Below are 18,625 nucleotides of genomic sequence, written 5' to 3'. Positions count from 1 at the left end.
CACCTTAAAAGATGGGCTATAAAGTTTATACTGCTCTTTTGCTTTGCTGGATAAGGTGGTTTCAGGAGATGTTTCGAGAATAGAAGTTTGTTAAAAGGTCTAAATCGAATCCCAGTGCATAGAGCAGATGGATCGTCCCGAAAATCACCTGTAACCTGATTCTGCCGTTTACAGCATATTTTCTTGCGGATGTGATTACAGCATCATCAAGTATGGTAAATACAGTGTGTCTGTTGATGCGTTCAATTATCTCGATATCCTCCATTATACGCATTTTTTCATTGAAACCGCCGATCCGGCTGAAAAGATCACGAGTGATGAAAAGAGACTGGTCGCCACCCCTGCAGACCATCAGGGGAAGCCGTGTAAACCATCCATAGGTTTGCATAAGCCAGTGAGGATCGTCGAAGCACAATTGGAAACAACCGGCAGATTTACCCTGTTCTACAGCGCTTACAATGCTGTCTGCAAACCCGGGAGGCGGTACAGTGTCGGCGTGAAGGAAGTATAGTATTTGACCTGTTGCGATTTGTGCTCCCCGGTTCATCTGTATCGAGCGGCCTTTTGGCGAGCGGCAGGTTCTGACGGGGAATTTGCCGGCAATGCGGATCGTGTTGTCATCGCCGGCATCACTGACAATGACTTCGATATTGTTTCCTGCACCATTGGCGTTACAGATGTTGGAAAGTGTTCCGGCAATGGTTTCGGCCTCATTATACGTTGGAATGATAATGCTTATGTCCATGATCAATCCAGTGTAAAATTTCCGAGGTCTTCAACGGTATCTATATCGGAAAGGGTTTGTAGCAAAGCATAATCAAGGCCATGACGATCGAGTTCATTCTTCGCTTCCCGACAGACAGTACTGGTGCTCCATTGCTTGCCGATAAAAAGTTCAGAAAGGAGCGCACGCAACCCTATGAGATAGTAACCGCCGTCCTTTGCCGGCCCAAGTACCGCATGGTGTTGCTCCAGGGCGCCAAAAGCGCTTCTGATTATTGTTCCTGTAAGTTCGGGACAGTCGGTTCCTATCAGTGCTATGCGACGGTAGTTTTCTGAAAAACCCTGCTTGAAGGCATTGAACATGCGAGTGCCGAGATCATTCCCCTCCTGTAAAAAAGTCTTGGTTTTCGCTCCCTGGAAAATATCATCATCAGGCAAGTGGTTATCGTAGTAGACTGCAATGTCGGCTCCGCTTGCTGATGATGCTTCTTGGGTGATGCTCCGGAGTTTGTTGTAAACTTTCAATGCAAAGTCGTCACTTGTCGCTGCGGCAAGGCGTTTTTTGACTCGCCCTTTTACAGGGTTTCTCGTAAAAACGATGAGCAGGGGAGTGTCCATAAGCCGTTACATATGACACTGCAAAGTTTACAAGGATACGCGACGCCTTTCAAAATAACAGAACTTGCCGGTGAAAACAGGTTTTCTTGGGGTTGCAGATGCTTACTTCCCGACTCTTACATGCAGTTTTTCAGCAACGTGACGACCGCTGAGCGCAGCGCCTTCCATCGATGCGAGATATCGCTGATAAGTATAGTCTCCCGCAAGATAGAAATTGTCGATCGGACTGATTTGATCGGGTCTGAACTTGTCCACATCAGGAACTGCTTGATAGACTGACTCGGGTATTTTTACTATCGTTGATTTCAGCAATTTGGCATGCCTTGACTTCGGGAAACGATCGTGGATGTCTTTCATGATCATTTCTGTAATGACCTCGTTTGGCATATCCATGAGATGATGTGCCGGTGCAAGCACCAGACTCATGACGCTGCCCCCTGTTGCTGTACCAGTACCTTGCTGGAAATCATTCGGGCAGGTGATGGATACGTCGGCAAAGGTTGCGAAAATCGTTCCCTGAGAAAACATCAGGTTATCGGTATCGGTTATTTTTTTGTCGAACCATAGTTGACAATTGGCTACAGGGCTGCCTGTAAACTGATAAAGATCGGAGAAATAATTATGGTGCAACCACTGTTTCGGTAATATTTTTTTGACATTGTGTACCGGGAGAGCAGAGATATAGGCATCGGCTTCAACCGGATGACCATCGCTGAGGACGGCCCGTTCAATGGAACCGCTTTCGTTGAGGTCAAAATGGGAAAGTTTGGCATCGATAAAGATTCTGCCCCCTTTACTCTGGATATACCGGCGCATGGGCTCGATCATGGAGTCCCCAGGGTTTTCGCGGAAAAAAGCGAATTTTGTCGCAGCGTAATCTGTACCGAAATACTTGAATATTGTCAGCATCGGACGCGCGCTGATGACATTCGGTTCTATAAAGTTCATTGCAAGCGCAATTGCTCTCCAGAGTTTTTGCAGGGAGTTTTCGGAGGCGCCTCTTAAGCGGTGCCATTCCGAATACGTCATATGATCCTGGCTACGAAAATATTCTTCATTTCCGGCGAGAGCGGGATAGAGGCCTTTGATTAGAGAAACTTTGTCCCACATCGTAAGAAAATCAGCCTGCAGGCCGCCAACGACCTCGGCCCAGGGACTCGGCAGGTTGGCTTTTTTGAAAAGCGACTGTTTTCCATCAGGCTCGGCATAGATGAGAGAGTGTTCTTTCCAAAGATAGTTGTCGCCGGCTCCAACCCTATCAAGATAGGTCTGTAATTGTTCATAACCACCGAAAACTATGTGCAGCCCCGACTCGATCGAATCACCGTCGTTATCTTTCCAAACAGAAACCTTGCCGCCGAGAATTTTTCGTTTCTCATAGATTTCAACGTTATATCCGAGGTCGACCAGTTCAAGGGCTGCACTCAAGCCGGCAATGCCAGCTCCAAAAATTGCTACTTTCACTGTTAGATGCAGTTATAAGTTATACGCTCGAGCAAAAAATTAAGAGCGGCAAAAATTCATGAGCTGAATATAATGATAATTTGTTTTTCAGTATAGAGGTTGGTCGGGGCAAAGTTCATATTCTTTTTCAGGATCTGTCACCGGATTTGATTTTCGTCAAAAACCAATCGACGTCATGGACAAATTTTGCGAAAAGGGAGAGGGAGCCTTTTACGAAAAACCGTAAATCATCAATCGCAGGAGGGCGCGTAGTTCCCATATCACTTCTTTCCCGGTTTTGAGCGGATGTGCCATGGTCGTTATGCTTTTCGTCAGGTTCAAGTTCAATCATGAGTGAACGTTTTTTTCGGGGTATTGTACGAATCCCCTGAAATTTTCGAGTGCGTGCCGCTATGGTAAAGATCTATAAGAGTGAAGCAAGGAAATAGTTACGCATTTTTCTGGAAATCCAGAAAGAAATATAAGATCTTGCAATAGTATCCAAATCAGCGGGACAGAAAAGTTGTGTCCTTATTTTTTTAGGTTCATCGCGACTTGTTAGTGATAATTTTAGATATTGTTTGTAATAATCTTATTATTTTTGTAACGTTGTGGTGAACAAATACAAAATTGTAGGTTTATGTCGGGTCACATTGATCTTATCGATTTGAAAATTGTTGAAGCGCTCGGTGATAATGGTCGTATAAGACTGAGCGAATTGGCTGAAATTGTTGGTTTGTCGATCCCTTCAGTCAGCGAGCGTCTCGATAAACTTCAGAAAAAAGGAATTATCAAGAAGTTTACGACCCAAGTGGATGAGAGGCGTTTGGGGTTTGATATCCAGGCGTTTGTTTGGGCAAGAGTTGATTCATCCAAGCATTACAAGTCCTTTATGGAACATGTGCTCCGTGAGGAAGAGATTATGGAGTGCTATGCCGTAACCGGAGAAGGTTCGCACATTTTGCGGGTCATGACACATAATACCGAATCGCTTGAACAACTTCTTTCAAGGGTGCAGAGCTGGCCCGGGGTGCTCGGGACCAACACAAGCTTTGTTTTATCACAGATAAAGAGAAATACGAAGATCAGTTCCGATATCGTCCGCAGGAACTTGCAGGATAGGCAGGTTCTGGCTGTATTTGATGAAAAAAAATCAAGAAAGTAAAACAGAAACCATAAAAACCATAAAGGAGGAGCTGTTGGAAAACAATAACAAAAATGCGGTATCATCGTATTTCGGTGCTTTGACTTTTGATCACAAGGCGATGCGAAAAAAACTTCCAAAAGAGGTTTATCGAGCATTGCAGAAAACCATACAAACCGGTAATAAGCTTTCCGAGGAAATTGCCGGAGCTGTTGCTCACGGCATGAAAGAATGGGCTATGGAAAGCGGGGCTACCCACTATACCCATTGGTTTCAGCCAATGACAGGTGCGACAGCAGAGAAGCATGATGCGTTTTTGACTTTTGATAAGGATGGAACTCCTATCGAGCGCTTTTCGGGTGGACAGCTCATTCAGGGCGAACCCGATGCATCGAGTTTTCCTTCAGGAGGTATGAGAACTACTTTCGAGGCGCGCGGCTATACAGCCTGGGATCCGACAAGCCCGGCTTTTCTCATGAAAGGCGGTAAAGGGCTGACGCTCTGTATTCCAACGGTCTTTATCTCCTACCATGGTGAAGCACTCGATGAAAAAACACCACTGCTTCGTTCCATGGATGCCGTCAGCAAATCAGCGATCAAACTGCTCGGTATTCTTGGTGTGGCCGGCATCAGCCGTGTCAATACCTATGCGGGGGCGGAGCAGGAGTACTTTCTTGTTGACCGCAAGTTTTACTCGATGCGTCCCGATCTGGTGATGAGCGGGCGCACGCTTCTTGGTGCTATGCCTCCGAAAGGCCAGCAGCTTGAAGATCATTATTTCGGTGCCATTCCAAACAGGGTTCTCGAGTTCATGCAAGAGGTTGAAGAAGAGCTCTATCTATTGGGTATTCCCGCAAAAACCCGTCATAACGAAGTCGCTCCGCATCAGTTTGAAATCGCTCCGATTTTCGAGCGTGCGAACATTGCGGCGGATCATAATCTGCTTGTTATGGAAGTGATGCGAAGAGTTGCCGAAAGGAAAGGTTTCGCACTTCTCATGCATGAGAAGCCTTTTGCAGGTATAAACGGTTCAGGTAAACACAACAACTGGTCGATCGGAACAGCTGAAGGCATGAACCTGCTCGAGCCCGGGGATACTCCTGAATCGAATATACAGTTCCTTGTGTTCCTTGTTGCCGTTCTGAAAGGTGTTTACAAACGTGCAGGTGTTCTGAGAGCTTCAATTGCCAGTATAGGCAATGACCACCGTCTTGGTGCAAACGAAGCCCCACCGGCTGTTGTGACGGTTTTCCTCGGTGAACTGCTTGAAAAGGTGCTTGACGCTATCGAGAGTGGCAAAGTTGATTTCGCAACCGAAAAACAGGTGCTTAACCTCGGCCTTGCTCATCTGCCGGTCCTGAACAAGGATTATACCGATCGTAACCGTACATCACCGTTCGCGTTTACCGGAAACAAATTCGAGTTCCGCGCGGTAGGTTCTTCCCAGCCTATTTCGGTGCCGAACATGGTGCTGAACACACTTATGGCTGAAGCAATGGATGAGCTTGCAGATGAGATTCAAAGCAAGATCGATTCCGGAGTTGACAAGGACGCGGCGATTCAGGAAGTTCTTCGTGCCGAGATCGCTGCAACCAAACCTGTTCGTTACCAGGGCGATAACTACAGTGAAAACTTACAGCAAGCTGCGGCTGACAGAGCGCTTCCGAATCTTAAAAACACGCCGCAGGCTATGCGGGTGCTGCGTGACAGCGATACACGTGAGATGTTTGTCAAGTATTCCGTTTTGTCACAGGAAGAACTTGACGCAAGGCTCAACACTCGTCTCGAGCGTTACGTCAAGGGTATCGATATCGAGGCAAGAACCTTGCAACTGATGCTCAAGACCTTCGTTATTCCGAATGTTTCGGAGTATCAGGGAGAAATTGCCATTTCCTTCAACGCACTGGTGGATGCTGCCGAGAGGGTCGGGGTATCGGGTAAAACCCTTAAAAGCCAGGGCGGTCATCTCAAGGAACTCGCCGAAAGCCTTGGGGCAGTTATCGACTTGACTGCCGAGCTTGACGCGGTCATCGAAAAGATGGATACTCTGGAAGAAGGATTCGACATGGCGGATTACTCTGCCGATGTCGTTTTGCCAGCTATGGACAAAGTCCGCGAAGTTGCTGACAAACTCGAGTTTATGGTGGACAGGGATAAATGGGAGCTGCCGACTTACTCGGAAATGCTTTTCGAACACTAAAATAACGGGGCTGTCTCATTAGTCATACAATTTTTTTTACATAGTCATCCTCGGGCTTGACCCGGGGATCCATCTTTCAAAGAAAGTCAGTATGGATGCCGCATCAAGTGCGGCATGACTCTCTACCGGAAACGTATGCATGGTGATCGATAGTCGTGAAGCAGTTCTTTCGAGAGAGCCTCTTTTTTTGCTTGACTCCTTGTTTTCCAGAAAGCTTTTCTGTTAACTGGCCGTGCTGTCAACCGACCATTCTCATTCCCCTATTATTTTAATCAGCAGTCTTTTTCTTCTTCTTCCATCGAACTCGCCATAAAAAATCTGCTCCCATGGGCCAAAATGCAGTTCTCCCCGGGTTACAGCGACAACAACCTCTCTTCCCATGATCTGGCGTTTATGATGTGCGTCACCGTTGTCTTCGCCTGTCAGGTTATGCCGATAAAGACTGAGCGGTTCATGAGGTGCCAGTTCTTCGAGCCATCGTTTGTAGTCACTATGAAGCCCAGGTTCGTCATCGTTGATGAACACCGAAGCGGTAATATGCATTGCGTTGACAAGACAAAGACCTTCACTGATGCCACTTTCAGAAAGCGCCTGCTCGACGTTCCGGGTAATGTTCACGAATCCCATCCGGTCAGGTACGTTCATCCAGAGCTCTTTGTGGAATGATTTCATGGTTGTGCATGCTTTTGTTTGAGAGAATTGCTGAAATATCGTTTTATTGTAAACTACAGGTTAAAAACCTTTATTTTTTATGGCTTTAATAAAAGGTTTCAGAAAAAGAATATAATGCAGCAGGTTTTTCAATATCCATTAACCTACCCCACGTGGTGGCTTGACAGCTATTATTTTTTTACCTGGCTTTTAGGGCTTTCGCTGCTTGCTGTCGGCTGGGGTGTTTTTTTCAGGTTCGGCAAGTTCAGTTATGGTATCGACCTGGGGTGTTTGTGGAAAAGTACGGTTCTTCTTTTGTTGACAACGGTTTCATTCGCCATTCCTCAAGCGTACAACACACGTTTTATTGCCGAGCATGGACAGGCAGGGGATGTTATAACGCTTGATGAGAATACACTTTCGTACAACTATCGGAGAGGTGTTGATAAAAATTTTGCTCTAAGCGATATCGTCAGGATCTATAAAGAACCTGTCACCTTCAATCCCCCATCGAAATATTTTGTGGTTTCCGAGACCGGTCAAACAAAGGATTCTGTTTTCGTTACAAAAAACCTGCCGGGTTTCGAGAAAATGCTCGACGAGTTGTCCGTTCTTACCAACGTTCCGTTTGAGCGCTGAGCAGCCTCCTTCGGTGGTATCTTTGTCAATGATGGTCGTTTTGATTATAGAAATAGGCAACTCTGTTACAGACTGTGCGGTTTTTGAAGGAGAGCAGTGTATTGCGACTTATACAATCCAGACAGAAAAACTCGAGGGCAGGAAAGAGGTTCTGGATCAGACCAGAAGGATTCTCAACAACCATCCTTCCGTTTACCATGCCGCTGTCTGTAGTGTTGTTCCCTCTGTCGGTGAGCTGTTTTTAAGTATCCTGGCGAGCACTCTCTCCGGAAAGGTTGTGGAGATCAACAGTTCGTTATCCTTGCCGTTTGCGCTTGATTACGATCCCCCGCATACTCTAGGTGCCGATCGGCTGGCTCTTTGCGCGTTGAGTTGTAGAAGCTGGCCAGATAAAGCTATTATCGCTCTTGATATCGGAACAGCCATTACCTTCGATGTTGTAAGCTCACGAGGTGTTTATCTTGGCGGGATGATTTTGCCCGGGCTCGACCTGATGACCGCAGTGCTGCATGATCGTACGGCGAAGCTTCCTTTGGTAGAAATAACGGAGGAGCCGATACCGCTTCTTGGAAAGTCAACAGCCGATTGTATGCAAAGCGGGGTATTCTGGGGGTGTGTCAAACAGGTTGAAGGGCTGCTTTCCCGTGTTCACCGTTTCCTTTCTGATGAGTTGCAAGAGAATACGGTAAGAATTATCGGAACAGGCGGAAACAGCAGGCTTGTTGCTTCGGTCATGGAAAATCCACCGGTAATTGATGAGCAGGCGGTGTTGAAAGGGGCAAAGGTATTGTTGGATATGAATCTTTAGATGGTGTTGAAAAAGACCGTTTTGCCCAATTTCTGCATCTTTCCAGGCTTTTCCGATGCTCCTGTATCTTATACTACATTCAGCTCCGGCGTCTGGACACTCCCTGAACTTGAACAACAATTCTCTTTTTCAGCGCCATCTGTTTGTGAATATATCCTCTGGTGGTAGCTTGTAATCTGCTCTCGATACGTTCACTGCGGTTTTCTGAGTGCCCCGAGTGGATGAATTCCCGTGTCAAGTACTGACCTCTGGCTCCTTGATTCTTTCATGCTCAACAGCATTTCTTTGCTTTCTCGATTGCTTCGATGACGATACCGTCATCGAGAGGTTCCGGGTGAAGGTACGCCTTGCCAAGTCCTTCAAGCAAAACGTAGCGGAGCTGTTTGTCCACCTTCTTCTTATCCGAAAGCATGCTTTCCAGAATGGTTTCGGCCGGAATATCCTTGAACCTTTTCTGTACCAGGCCCCTGCGGAACTTGAATTTGCTCAATATGGCAAGTCCCCGTTGCAATTCATCCTGACTTATTTTTTCAAGTTTGCGTGAAAGGTGCAACGCACAGATCATGCCTACCGCAACGGCTTCTCCATGACGAATATGACGATAGTCGGCAAGCTTTTCAAAACCGTGAGCGAACGTATGCCCGAAGTTCAGTGTCGCCCGTAAGCCGCTTTGCTCCTTGAAATCCTGTTCCACAATATCCGCTTTTATGCTTGCACTTTTGCGGACAGCTTCCGACACGTAAGGATCTTTGATGGCAACAATGTCATCGAAATGCTTTTCGATATATCGTAGGAACTCCATGTCGGCGATAAACCCGTATTTCACCACTTCGGCCATACCTGCATATACTTCCCGCTCAGGAAGCGATTTTAGATATGACGGGTCGATCAGTACCAGCTCAGGCATATGAAAAAAGCCGATCAGGTTTTTTCCGAGCGGATGATTGATTGCAACCTTGCCGCCGATGGAACTGTCAGTCATGGCAAGTAACGTTGTCGGTAGCTGAACAATTGGTATGCCTCGGTAGTAACTTGCAGCAATATAACCGCCCAGGTCGCCAACTACTCCTCCTCCAACAGCAAGGAGGTTCCAGCTTCGGTCAACATCGGCCTCGATCAGGTTTCCGTAAAGGCGGTATGCTGTACGAAAACTTTTTGAAGTTTCCCTGGCGGGCACAACCAGTTCAACAAAAGTAAAGCCCTGATTTTTCAAAGCTGTCAGAATGTCCCGCCCGAACAGTTCTTTTGTATTTTCATCAAACAATACGACGGTTTTTTTTGACAGATTGTGCTTGAGAAACAGTTGCTCCAGTCGGTTGTGGACAGGGGTGCTGACGATAATTTCACTCACTTTTTGTATGCTTTTTTGGTTTGTTTACAAATTGCCGTTTTTCTGCTCTTCGGACGTACCGTTCGATCTTTCTCGTTAGCTCTTCTACCGTTGAACCTATTCTTTTTGTGTCGGTTTCAATGATAATCTGTGCGGTTTTATAACGGGGTTCACGCTGTTCAAGCAAGGCAAAAATTTTTTTTTCGATCTGTTCTTTGGATAGACGTTCGCCATTGTCGCCTTTCATCAATGGCCGGTCTGTTTTATGGCTCAACCGTTTAGCGAGAATTTCAGGACTCGAGTGGAGGTACACCAGAGTTCCGGAAGCGATTATCAGAGAAAAACATGGGTTGTGCTGCAAGGCGCCACCACCCAGCGAAACAACCAGTTCGGTTCTGCCGACAAGCTTTTCGAGGACTGTATGTTCAAGATCTCTGAAATGTGCTTCACCCTCTTCAGCAAATATTCTGTTGATGGATTTGGCGGCAAACAGCTCGATTTCTTTATCGAGATCCAGAAAATCGTAGCCCAGCGAATTGGCGAGCAACGGCCCGATAGTTGATTTACCGGAGCCGCTGAAGCCAGTGAGGAATATAAGCGAAGGTTGTTTCATTTCATGCTCTGTTTGACCATTGAATCGAGCGTTTCAAAGTATGTTTGATCTACATAACTGAATAAAAATACTTTCTTTGTAAACCTGCAACGTTTTTGCCTGAAGAGATTGCAGAAGGGGTGGGCTTTATAGGCGGAATATACGTTAAAAAAGCAGGTGGTAACCTATATTGGTTGAATCACGAACAAAAACAGGATTACAATGGAAAAACATGACAGGCAAAGCGATGGAAAAGGAGGCAATGCTACCTGCCCGGTATGCGGAGCTTCCTTTGAATGCAAGCTCTCGGCGGAATGCTGGTGCTCTTCGGTAAACGTACCATCGGAAGTCAGAGAGTATCTCGCCGATCGTTATGATACCTGTTTATGCAGGGACTGTCTTGAAAAGCTGGTGAAAAAAGCAGGTGCGGGTGAATTGTCATGAAATCTGTTAACGAAGTTCAACGCGGCATGAGTATTCTCGCAATAGATCAGGGAACAACCGGAACGAGGTCGGTTCTCTACGATTCGGGTGGTAATATCATCGCCGATAGCTACCGGGAGATAAGCCAGATCTATCCCCAGGAAGGGTGGGTTGAACATGATCCGGTTGAAATTTGGAAAACCGTTGTCGATACGGTTGCTGAGCTGAAAGCTGCATTTCCCGGGGAAGTTACGGCTGTAGGCATCGCGAACCAGCGGGAAACGGCAATTGTATGGGATAAAACAACCGGCAGTCCAATCTGTAATGCAATTGTATGGCAGTGCAGGCGGACCAATGACCTATGTAGCCGGTATGCAGCAGAAGCGGAGATGATCACAGAAAAAACAGGTCTGCCTCTCGACCCTTATTTCAGTGCGACAAAAATCCGCTGGATTCTCGAACACTGCCCGGTTGACAACCCGGAAAACCTGCTGTTCGGCACTGTCGATAGTTGGCTTTTGTGGAATCTGACGGGTGGAAAAGTCCACGCAACCGATTATACCAATGCTTCGAGAACGCTTCTTTATAACATCAGGGAAAAAAAGTGGGATGATGATCTCTTGGAAGTTTTCGGCATGCCACGCTCATTATTACCGGAAGTGAAAAATCCGATGGATGATTTCGGAACCGTAGAGTCCATAAGCGAGCTTCGCGGCGTTCCGATAAGAGCGGTAGCCGGTGACCAGCAGTCTGCTTTGTTCGGGCAGTGCTGTTTTACACAAGGCAAAGTCAAGAATACGTATGGAACAGGCTGTTTTATGGTCATGAACACAGGAGACCGCTTCATTCGTTCGAAGAACGGTCTTTTGACGACACTTGCCATCGATGCTGCGGGAAAGCCCTGTTATGCGCTCGAAGGATCCGTTTTTATCGGCGGTGCAGTGATGCAATGGCTCAGGGATGAGATGGGACTTATTGAGCATGCCGCGGAATCGGAAGCGATTGCGAAAGAGGCGGCATCCAGCGCGGGAGTCTACATCGTTCCGGCTTTTACCGGTCTTGGAGCGCCGCATTGGCACGCTGATGCAAAAGGGAGCATCGTAGGTCTGACACGAGGAGCTAACAAGAACCATATAGTCCGAGCCGCACTCGAGTCGATCGCTTATCAGTCCTATGATGTTTTCCTCGCCATGGTTGCGGATTCAGGGGTATTGCCGGAATCGCTTATCGTGGATGGAGGAGCGGTGGAAAACAGCTTACTCATGCAGTTCCAGGCGGACATGCTCGGTGTGGCCGTACATAAGCCGCACAATACCGAATCGACATCGCTCGGAGCCGCTTTTCTTGCCGGTCTGAGATCCGGCGTGTGGGGTTCAGCGGATGAGCTGCAGTCACTACGCCATCTCCAGTGCAGCTATGAGCCTGAAATGGATGAGGAAAGAAGGGGAGAGTGTCTCGAGGGTTGGAACCGCGCGGTGCGGCAGACGCTTGCAGGGTGATGCACAATATTGTGGTGTATGGCAGAGTTTCTCTCTTATACTGTTACGAATGACAACGCAGTGTTGTTGCTGGCAGTGATATGGCGCGGTCAAGGTAAAAAAGAGGATGATCGACCGTGGAGTTAGGGTGGATAGAGGTGTGAGGTCGAATAGAGAATGACGAGTGGTATGAGAAGAAGCGGACTTGCGGTAAAGTGTCACAGCCAGCGCCTTGTTTTCGCTTTGTATTCCGCATACCGTTTGCCAAACGCTTTAGCCATGGCGTCTTCTTCAAATGTGATGTACCAACGGTCGGTTACGATAAAAAAAACAAAAGCAACCAGGAAGGATGACAAATTTCCCAGCATAACAGCCATTCCAACCAGAGCTGTAAGAAAACCGAGATACATCGGGTTTCTGCTTATTCGAAAGAGGCCGTCGGTGACCAATATATCCGGATTGTTGAATGTCTCTATATTCGTTCCTTCTTTCTCGAAGACATCCGAACCGCGTTTGGCGATGCCCAGCCCGACGGCAAAGACAAGAACTCCAAGCAGGTTTATCGGGAATGGGACAAAACGAACAAGGGGGAGCATCCACCAAAGCCCTGCCATGATAACTATACAGATAATAAACAAAAAAGGAGGTGTGATTTTTTTCATACTTTTCCGGGCTATCTGTAATACTTGCCGTGTTCCTGTAATAAACTTCTGAGACAACAAACATAGGGGACTCGGTTCTCTGAAACAAAACATTTGAACACTTTGATTGGGAGATCCAAATAAACACTGCAGAGGACAGGGTCGACTTCTCCATAACGCAAAAATACAATAACTCAGCGCCCTTCTGAATTGTGTTTTAAAGGCCTTTTTCTTTCTTTGGCCTTCTTCCTACTATCTTTTTTTATGGATACTTACTGTTTCTTTGATTCTTTGTTCGAAGCGATGGTTACCTGAAATCGTCAATACCCTGAATATTTCACGTGCCACTTAAAAACCGTTCCTTGAAAATCGGAAATAATCAGGTTTATTATAATTCATGGCTCTTCTGTGACTATAGCGCTGAAATCACCAAATATTATAGGAGAAACAATGCCGGAAGAATGGGTGAGACAAATGCAAAATCAAGTAAATTCACTTGAGAAGCTGGAGAAGTACATCAATGTAACTGAGGACGAAAGGCACGCTATTGAAACGTTACAAACGAAATGGGGTGTATCTCCCTATTTTGCTTCATTGATGGACAACGATAATCCAAACTGCCCAATTCGTAAACAGGTTATTCCATCGATGCAGGAACAGGTTAACGAATTCGGAATGGATAATTATCTGGTTTGGAAAGAAAACAGGGCAACCGACGAAGTCCGGCCCGATAGTATTGCCCGTCAATACCACGATCGTATTGCCTTTACGGTTATCGAAACGTGTGCGATTTATTGTCGACATTGCTTCCGCAAGGAGCTCGTTGTCGATCAGGATCTGCAACTGCGTATGGATGTGGATGAAGGGTTGGCCTGGATCGCCGAACATCCTGAAATTCGTGATGTACTTATAACGGGAGGCGATCCATTGCTTTTATCCGACGATAAATTGGGGCATCTGATAGGGAGGCTTCGCGAGATACCGCACATAGAAATGATTCGTATAGGTTCCCGTCTGCCTATAGTGTTGCCGCACCGGATCACTGAAGGCTTGAAGAAGGCTATCGGTGGCTTTCATAAAGTTCCCGTCTGGATTAATACGCAGTGTAATCATCCAAAAGAGATTACGGATGAAACAGAGAAAGCCGTCTACGAACTGATGAGCTGTGGTATCAATGTTGGAAATCAGGCGGTTTTACTGAAAGGAATCAATGATGATGTCGAGACGTTTAGAGAGCTGCATCAGAAACTACTACGCATTCGCATCAGACCATATTATGTTTTTTACTGTGAACCTGCTCCTGGCATCGATCATTTCCGAACGCCTGTAGAAAAAGGAGCCGAGTTGATCCGTGATGCATTGCGCGGTCATACCACTGGTCTTGCACAACCGATGTATGTCCTGGCAACCAACATTGGCAAGATTCCATTGATGCCGGACTATTACATCGTCGATAAAAATGAAAAAGAATACGCGTTGCGAAACCACCAGGGAAAGACCACTACAATTCCCAATATTCCTGAATAAATGTCATCGTAGATTATTTAAATGTGATAACGGGGCAAAAAGTATAGAAATGAGCAGGGGAGACGTGCTAAGTTGTTGATTGTTGTTAATCGATCGTGATAAAATTTTTATTGCGCAGCAGCTATATGAGAAATTGAGCTGCTATTCTAACTTTCTATTTTATTGTTGTTTAGATTGAGCTGTCCGAATAGGCGAGGTAAGGCAGTTGTTTGCTGCTTGTTGTCTGTCATTCAAGGTTGGCCGGTTCGATGACCCCATATAGCTCGTAGGCGGTACTGTCCTCGATATACACTGTACAGAAGTCTCCGGGTTTGACAGCATTGTTTTCGATGTTCACAATACATTCGTTATCAACTTCCGGAGCATCATATTGCGTTCGACCGTAGACGGTTGAACCGTCAACTTCATCGATCAGGATTTCTATTGACTGTCCCTCGAATTTTTTATTGTTCTCTCTCGAAATGTTTTCCTGCAGCTCCATGATTTCCTGTACCCGCTTCTCTTTTTCTTTTTCCGGTACAGTATCCTCGAGGTTTGCGTAGGCAGAGGTATGCTCCTCATGGCTGTAGGCAAAGCAGCCGAGCCGGTCGAAGCGGAATATCCGAATGAAGTCGATCAGTTCTTCGAACTCCTCCCTCGTTTCTCCCGGATAACCGGTTATCATGGTGGTTCGTAGCCTGATATCAGGATTGCTTTCCCGGATCGATTCCAGCAAGCGGACAGTGTCTTCTTTGCCGATTCCGCGTTTCATCGAACTGAGGATGCGGTCGTTGATGTGCTGAACCGGCATGTCGAGATAATTGCAGATGTTTTCACGCTCACGCATGGTATCGACAACCTCGGTCGGGAAGTTCTGCGGATAGGCGTAGAGCAGTCTGATCCAGTGGAAGTCAAGGTCCGAGAGTTCAAGCAAAAGGGCGTTCAGTCGGGATGAACCGTAGCGGTCGTAACCATAGACGCTGATGTCTTGAGCAATCAGGTTGATTTCCTGTACACCTTTGTTCCTGAGCAGAATGGCTTCTTCGAGCAGGTTTTCGACAGATTCGCTGGTATAGGCGCCGCGCATCTTCGGGATTGCACAAAATGAACAGGTGCGGTTACATCCTTCGGCGATCTTCAGCCAGGCGTAGTGGGGAGGCGTGAGCAAGGTTCGTTCATGCAGATGCTTTGGGGAAAAGGTTCCACCGAGAATTTCGATGATTTTCTCCATATCGGAAGTGCCGAAAAAGTGATCGACTTCCGGCAGTTCGGCTCGAAGTTCCTGTGCATACAAGGCGCTGAGGCAGCCCATGACATAAAGTGCCGCTATTTCGCCTTGTTTTCGTTTTTCTGCGGCAGCCAGCATTTCATCTATCGATTCGGTTTTGGCATCTGCAATGAACCCGCAGGTGTTGATGATGATGATGTCGGCATCGTCTGCATTTTCTACAAAGCGTAACCCGTTTTTCTCTGCCTGATTGATGAGCCTTTCGGAATCGACAGTGTTCTTGGAGCAGCCGAGGCTCAGGAGAAAGATCGATCTGTTGTTGCGGAGCATGGTATCAGGATTGTTTACCGGCGTTGAATGTCTGGAGAAAACTGTCTTTCCACTCTCTGAAACTTCCCCGGATAATCTGTTCCCTTGCGGTACGGGTGAGCCACATGAAAAATGAGATGTTGTGCAGGGTGCAGAGCTTGAGTCCGAGTATCTCTCCGACATTGAGCAGATGGCGTATGTATGCTCTCGAATAGTTTCTGCAGACGTGGTTGTCGAATCCTTCGTCGATTGGCGTGAAATCCTCGGCAAATCGCGCGGAACGCAAATTGATATGGCCGTTTCTTGTATAAACCCGTCCGTTTCGGGCTTCACGGGTGGGAATGACACAATCGAACATGTCGACACCCCGTTCGATGGCGTTGAGAATATTCTCGGGCGTGCCGACCCCCATCAGGTAACGGGGCTTGTTTTCAGGAAGAACCGTATGGGAAAGTTCGAGGATACGGTACATCTCTTCGGCAGGCTCGCCAACGGCAAGGCCACCGATGGAATAGCCGTCGAAATCCAGGTCGACAAGCTCTTTGCTGACCTGTGTTCGCAAGTCAGCATAGGTGCCACCTTGGGTAATGCCGAAAAGGGCTTGACTGTGATTGTAGTGGGGTTGTGTTGATTCAAAATGCTTTTTTGCCCGCTCTGCCCATCGCACCGTCATATCACCTGATTCTTGCACATATGTTTTTTCTGCCGGCCACGGCGGACACTCGTCAAGAGGCATCATGATGTCACTGCCGATAATTCTCTGTGTATCGATAACGTTTTCGGGTGTAAAGTACAGCATGGAACCGTCGATATGCGACTTGAAACGGACGCCCTCTTCATCGATGGTTCTGAGCTCGGAAAGAGAATAAACCTGATATCCTCCGCTGTCGGTCAAAAGGGGCTTGTGCCAGTTCATGAATCGATGTACACCACCAGCCTTACCGACAATACCATTTCCGGGCCTGAGATAAAGATGATAGGTGTTGGCGAGGATGATATGCGTCTGCTGTGCTGTGAGCTCTTCAGGTTCAACCGATTTCACGCTTGCCTTTGTACCGACCGGCATAAAGACAGGGGTTGGTATTTCTCCGTGATCGGTTCGCAGGAGCCCACTGCGTGCCGCGGTGCGGGAATCTTTGTGGATAACGCTAAAATTCATTATATGTGAATAGAATGATGCAGTTTCACGTTATACGAAATCTACGATATGCAGCATAGTGTATCGAATTCGGTTGAGAAGTAAAAATTATTAGTTTTACGCTATGAATGGTCAAAAGGGCCAGTACTGGTATGCTGTCTACGTGCGTTCGCGATTTGAAAAAAAAGTTCACCAGTTTTTTCTGGAAAAAGGAATAACCAGCTATCTGCCGCTTGTCGAGACCTGGCGCCAGTGGAGTGACCGGAAGAAAAAAGTAAGCTTGCCTCTCTTCAAAGGCTATGTTTTTGTGAAAATAGCTTACAAAAGTGATCATTACAGGGTTCTCGATACCGATGGTGTCGTGAAGTTCGTCGGTATACGGAATGTCCCTTCGGTTATTGTCGACAGGGATATTGAATGGATTAAAATTCTTGCAGGCGAACCTGATGCTCTCAAGGACGTTTTTCCAGGGATGCCTTCCGGCCAGAAAGTCAAGGTGATTACCGGTCCATTTCTCGGTCTTGAAGGTGTTGTTCGAAAAGAGGGGCGTGGGGCGAAACTTGTCGTATATTTCGACAGCATTATGCAGGGGATCGAAGTCCTTATCAATCCGGAGTTCCTTCAGCCTATACAAAATCACTGACGTCCTAATTCCACTAACCCCATTGACATTTATGAAAATATTGGTTACCGGAGCGGCCGGTTTTATCGGCTTCCATGTGAGCCGTAGCCTTGTCGAACGAGGAGACGAGGTTGTAGGTATAGATAACCTCAACAGTTATTATGATCCTGCATTGAAAAACGCCCGTCTCGAACTGTTGCAGGAATCGGAGAACTTCCGGTTCATAAGGCTCGATCTTGCTGACAGAGAGGGAATAGAAGAGCTGTTTGCCGTTGAGAAATTCAACCGGGTCGTGAACCTGGCGGCACAGGCCGGTGTGCGTTATTCGCTTGAAAATCCTCATTCCTATATCGATAGCAATATTGTCGGTTTCACACATATTCTCGAAGGGTGCAGGCACCATCACGTCGAACATCTTGTCTATGCCTCTTCGAGTTCCGTTTACGGAGCGAACGAGACTATGCCGTTCTCTGTTCACGACAATGTCGATCATCCTCTTTCATTGTATGCCGCCACAAAGAAATCAAATGAACTCATGGCGCATACATATAGTTACCTTTACGGAATTCCGACGACAGGGCTGCGTTTTTTCACGGTTTATGGCCCGTGGGGAAGGCCCGATATGGCGCTTTTTCTCTTTACCAAAGCTATTCTTGACGGCAAGCCGATCAAGGTGTTCAACTATGGAAAGCACCGCAGGGATTTTACCTATATCGATGACATTACTGAAGGGGTGATTCGTACCCTCGATCACGTGGCTGTTGCTAACCCTGACTGGTCGGGGCTCAAACCCGACCCGGGATCAAGCAAGGCGCCCTGGCGGGTATACAACATAGGTAACAGCGAGCCGGTTGAGCTTATGGATTATATAGCAGCTCTCGAAAAGGCATTGGGGAAAACAGCGGAAAAAGAATTTCTTCCCTTACAGCCGGGCGACGTACCGGATACCTACGCCGATGTAGCACAGCTGATTCAGGATGTGAGCTATCATCCTCAGACTCCTGTCGAGGAAGGGATACAGAAGTTTGTTGACTGGTATCGGGAGTATTATGGGATTAGTGACGAGTGACCAGAGACGAGTGACCAGAGACGAGTGACCAGAGACGAGTGACCAGTGACGAGTGACCAGTGA

Annotated in this window: 19 protein-coding genes; 9 read left to right on the top strand and 10 right to left on the bottom strand. The window is 47.0% G+C overall.

Annotation, left to right across the window (positions count from 1 at the left end):
- Positions 1–61 precede the first annotated feature (61 nt).
- From CR164_RS06890 to CR164_RS06875, 4 genes are all read right to left on the bottom strand, one after another.
- Complete coding sequence (locus tag CR164_RS06890; RefSeq protein ID WP_110023196.1) at positions 62–745, bottom strand: TIGR04283 family arsenosugar biosynthesis glycosyltransferase; 684 nt, start codon at positions 743–745, stop codon at positions 62–64.
- A gap of 2 nt (positions 746–747) precedes the next feature.
- Positions 748–1,341 (bottom strand): TIGR04282 family arsenosugar biosynthesis glycosyltransferase, encoded by a 594-nt coding sequence (locus CR164_RS06885; RefSeq protein ID WP_110023195.1) that lies wholly within the window; start codon positions 1,339–1,341, stop codon positions 748–750.
- A gap of 102 nt (positions 1,342–1,443) precedes the next feature.
- On the bottom strand, positions 1,444–2,805 hold the full coding sequence (locus tag CR164_RS06880) for an FAD-dependent oxidoreductase (RefSeq protein ID WP_110023194.1): 1,362 nt from the start codon (positions 2,803–2,805) through the stop codon (positions 1,444–1,446).
- Between the two features lie 127 nt (positions 2,806–2,932).
- Positions 2,933–3,136 (bottom strand): hypothetical protein, encoded by a 204-nt coding sequence (locus tag CR164_RS06875; protein WP_110023193.1) that lies wholly within the window; start codon positions 3,134–3,136, stop codon positions 2,933–2,935.
- Positions 3,137–3,424: 288 nt separating this feature from the next.
- Between CR164_RS06875 and CR164_RS06870 the strand changes: the two genes are divergently transcribed.
- Together CR164_RS06870 and CR164_RS06865 are read left to right on the top strand one after the other, a co-directional pair.
- Positions 3,425–3,949: an Lrp/AsnC family transcriptional regulator gene (locus tag CR164_RS06870; RefSeq protein ID WP_110023192.1), complete on the top strand. Its 525-nt coding sequence runs from the start codon at positions 3,425–3,427 to the stop codon at positions 3,947–3,949.
- Positions 3,927–6,128, top strand: coding sequence for a glutamine synthetase III family protein (locus CR164_RS06865; RefSeq protein ID WP_239994489.1), 2,202 nt, complete (start codon positions 3,927–3,929; stop codon positions 6,126–6,128). Before CR164_RS06870 ends, CR164_RS06865 begins: the two co-directional genes overlap by 23 nt.
- A 252-nt stretch (positions 6,129–6,380) precedes the next feature.
- Here the strand turns inward: CR164_RS06865 and CR164_RS06860 are convergent, their stop codons facing one another.
- Complete coding sequence (locus CR164_RS06860) at positions 6,381–6,800, bottom strand: secondary thiamine-phosphate synthase enzyme YjbQ (protein ID WP_110023191.1); 420 nt, start codon at positions 6,798–6,800, stop codon at positions 6,381–6,383.
- Between the two features lie 114 nt (positions 6,801–6,914).
- Here CR164_RS06860 and CR164_RS06855 point away from each other — a divergent pair, with 114 nt between their 5' ends.
- Positions 6,915–7,418, top strand: a complete 504-nt coding sequence (locus CR164_RS06855) for a hypothetical protein (RefSeq protein WP_110023190.1) — start codon at positions 6,915–6,917, stop codon at positions 7,416–7,418.
- Positions 7,419–7,431: 13 nt separating this feature from the next.
- Positions 7,432–8,226 carry a type III pantothenate kinase gene (locus CR164_RS06850; protein ID WP_146204146.1) on the top strand — a complete coding sequence of 265 codons (795 nt, stop codon included), beginning with the start codon at positions 7,432–7,434 and terminating at the stop codon, positions 8,224–8,226.
- Between the two features lie 271 nt (positions 8,227–8,497).
- On the opposite strand, the gene aroB is transcribed toward CR164_RS06850, so the two are convergent.
- A complete protein-coding gene (aroB, locus tag CR164_RS06845; protein ID WP_110023188.1) occupies positions 8,498–9,577 on the bottom strand; it encodes a 3-dehydroquinate synthase in 1,080 nt (359 codons plus the stop codon).
- Positions 9,570–10,169, bottom strand: a complete 600-nt coding sequence (locus tag CR164_RS06840; RefSeq protein ID WP_110023187.1) for a shikimate kinase — start codon at positions 10,167–10,169, stop codon at positions 9,570–9,572. The genes aroB and CR164_RS06840 overlap by 8 nt, the downstream gene beginning before the upstream one ends.
- Positions 10,170–10,370: 201 nt before the next feature.
- Here CR164_RS06840 and CR164_RS06835 point away from each other — a divergent pair, with 201 nt between their 5' ends.
- Entirely contained in the window at positions 10,371–10,592 is a 222-nt protein-coding gene (locus CR164_RS06835; protein WP_110023186.1) for a cysteine-rich CWC family protein, read from the top strand.
- Between the two features lie 26 nt (positions 10,593–10,618).
- On the top strand, positions 10,619–12,070 hold the full coding sequence (glpK, locus tag CR164_RS06830) for a glycerol kinase GlpK (protein WP_110023346.1): 1,452 nt from the start codon (positions 10,619–10,621) through the stop codon (positions 12,068–12,070).
- A 197-nt stretch (positions 12,071–12,267) separates the two neighbouring features.
- Here glpK and CR164_RS06825 read toward each other — a convergent pair whose 3' ends face one another.
- On the bottom strand, positions 12,268–12,711 hold the full coding sequence (locus CR164_RS06825; protein ID WP_161953500.1) for a methyltransferase family protein: 444 nt from the start codon (positions 12,709–12,711) through the stop codon (positions 12,268–12,270).
- Between the two features lie 429 nt (positions 12,712–13,140).
- On the opposite strand from CR164_RS06825, the gene CR164_RS06820 reads away from it, so the two are divergent.
- On the top strand, positions 13,141–14,217 hold the full coding sequence (locus CR164_RS06820) for a KamA family radical SAM protein (RefSeq protein WP_110023184.1): 1,077 nt from the start codon (positions 13,141–13,143) through the stop codon (positions 14,215–14,217).
- A 226-nt stretch (positions 14,218–14,443) separates the two neighbouring features.
- Here CR164_RS06820 and rimO read toward each other — a convergent pair whose 3' ends face one another.
- Together rimO and tgt are read right to left on the bottom strand one after the other, a co-directional pair.
- Positions 14,444–15,754, bottom strand: a complete 1,311-nt coding sequence (gene rimO, locus CR164_RS06815) for a 30S ribosomal protein S12 methylthiotransferase RimO (RefSeq protein ID WP_110023183.1) — start codon at positions 15,752–15,754, stop codon at positions 14,444–14,446.
- Between the two features lie 4 nt (positions 15,755–15,758).
- Positions 15,759–16,892 (bottom strand): tRNA guanosine(34) transglycosylase Tgt, encoded by a 1,134-nt coding sequence (tgt, locus tag CR164_RS06810; protein WP_110023182.1) that lies wholly within the window; start codon positions 16,890–16,892, stop codon positions 15,759–15,761.
- 103 nt (positions 16,893–16,995) lie between these two features.
- On the opposite strand from tgt, the gene CR164_RS06805 reads away from it, so the two are divergent.
- Both CR164_RS06805 and CR164_RS06800 read left to right on the top strand, forming a co-directional pair.
- Positions 16,996–17,514 carry a UpxY family transcription antiterminator gene (locus CR164_RS06805; protein WP_110023181.1) on the top strand — a complete coding sequence of 173 codons (519 nt, stop codon included), beginning with the start codon at positions 16,996–16,998 and terminating at the stop codon, positions 17,512–17,514.
- Between the two features lie 31 nt (positions 17,515–17,545).
- A complete protein-coding gene (locus CR164_RS06800; RefSeq protein WP_110023180.1) occupies positions 17,546–18,562 on the top strand; it encodes an NAD-dependent epimerase in 1,017 nt (338 codons plus the stop codon).
- Positions 18,563–18,625 lie beyond the last annotated feature (63 nt).

Source organism: Prosthecochloris marina, from assembly GCF_003182595.1.
Lineage (GTDB): Bacteria > Bacteroidota > Chlorobiia > Chlorobiales > Chlorobiaceae > Prosthecochloris > Prosthecochloris marina.
Note: the sequence above shows the minus strand (reverse complement) of the source record. Positions and strands in the feature narration are given on the sequence as shown.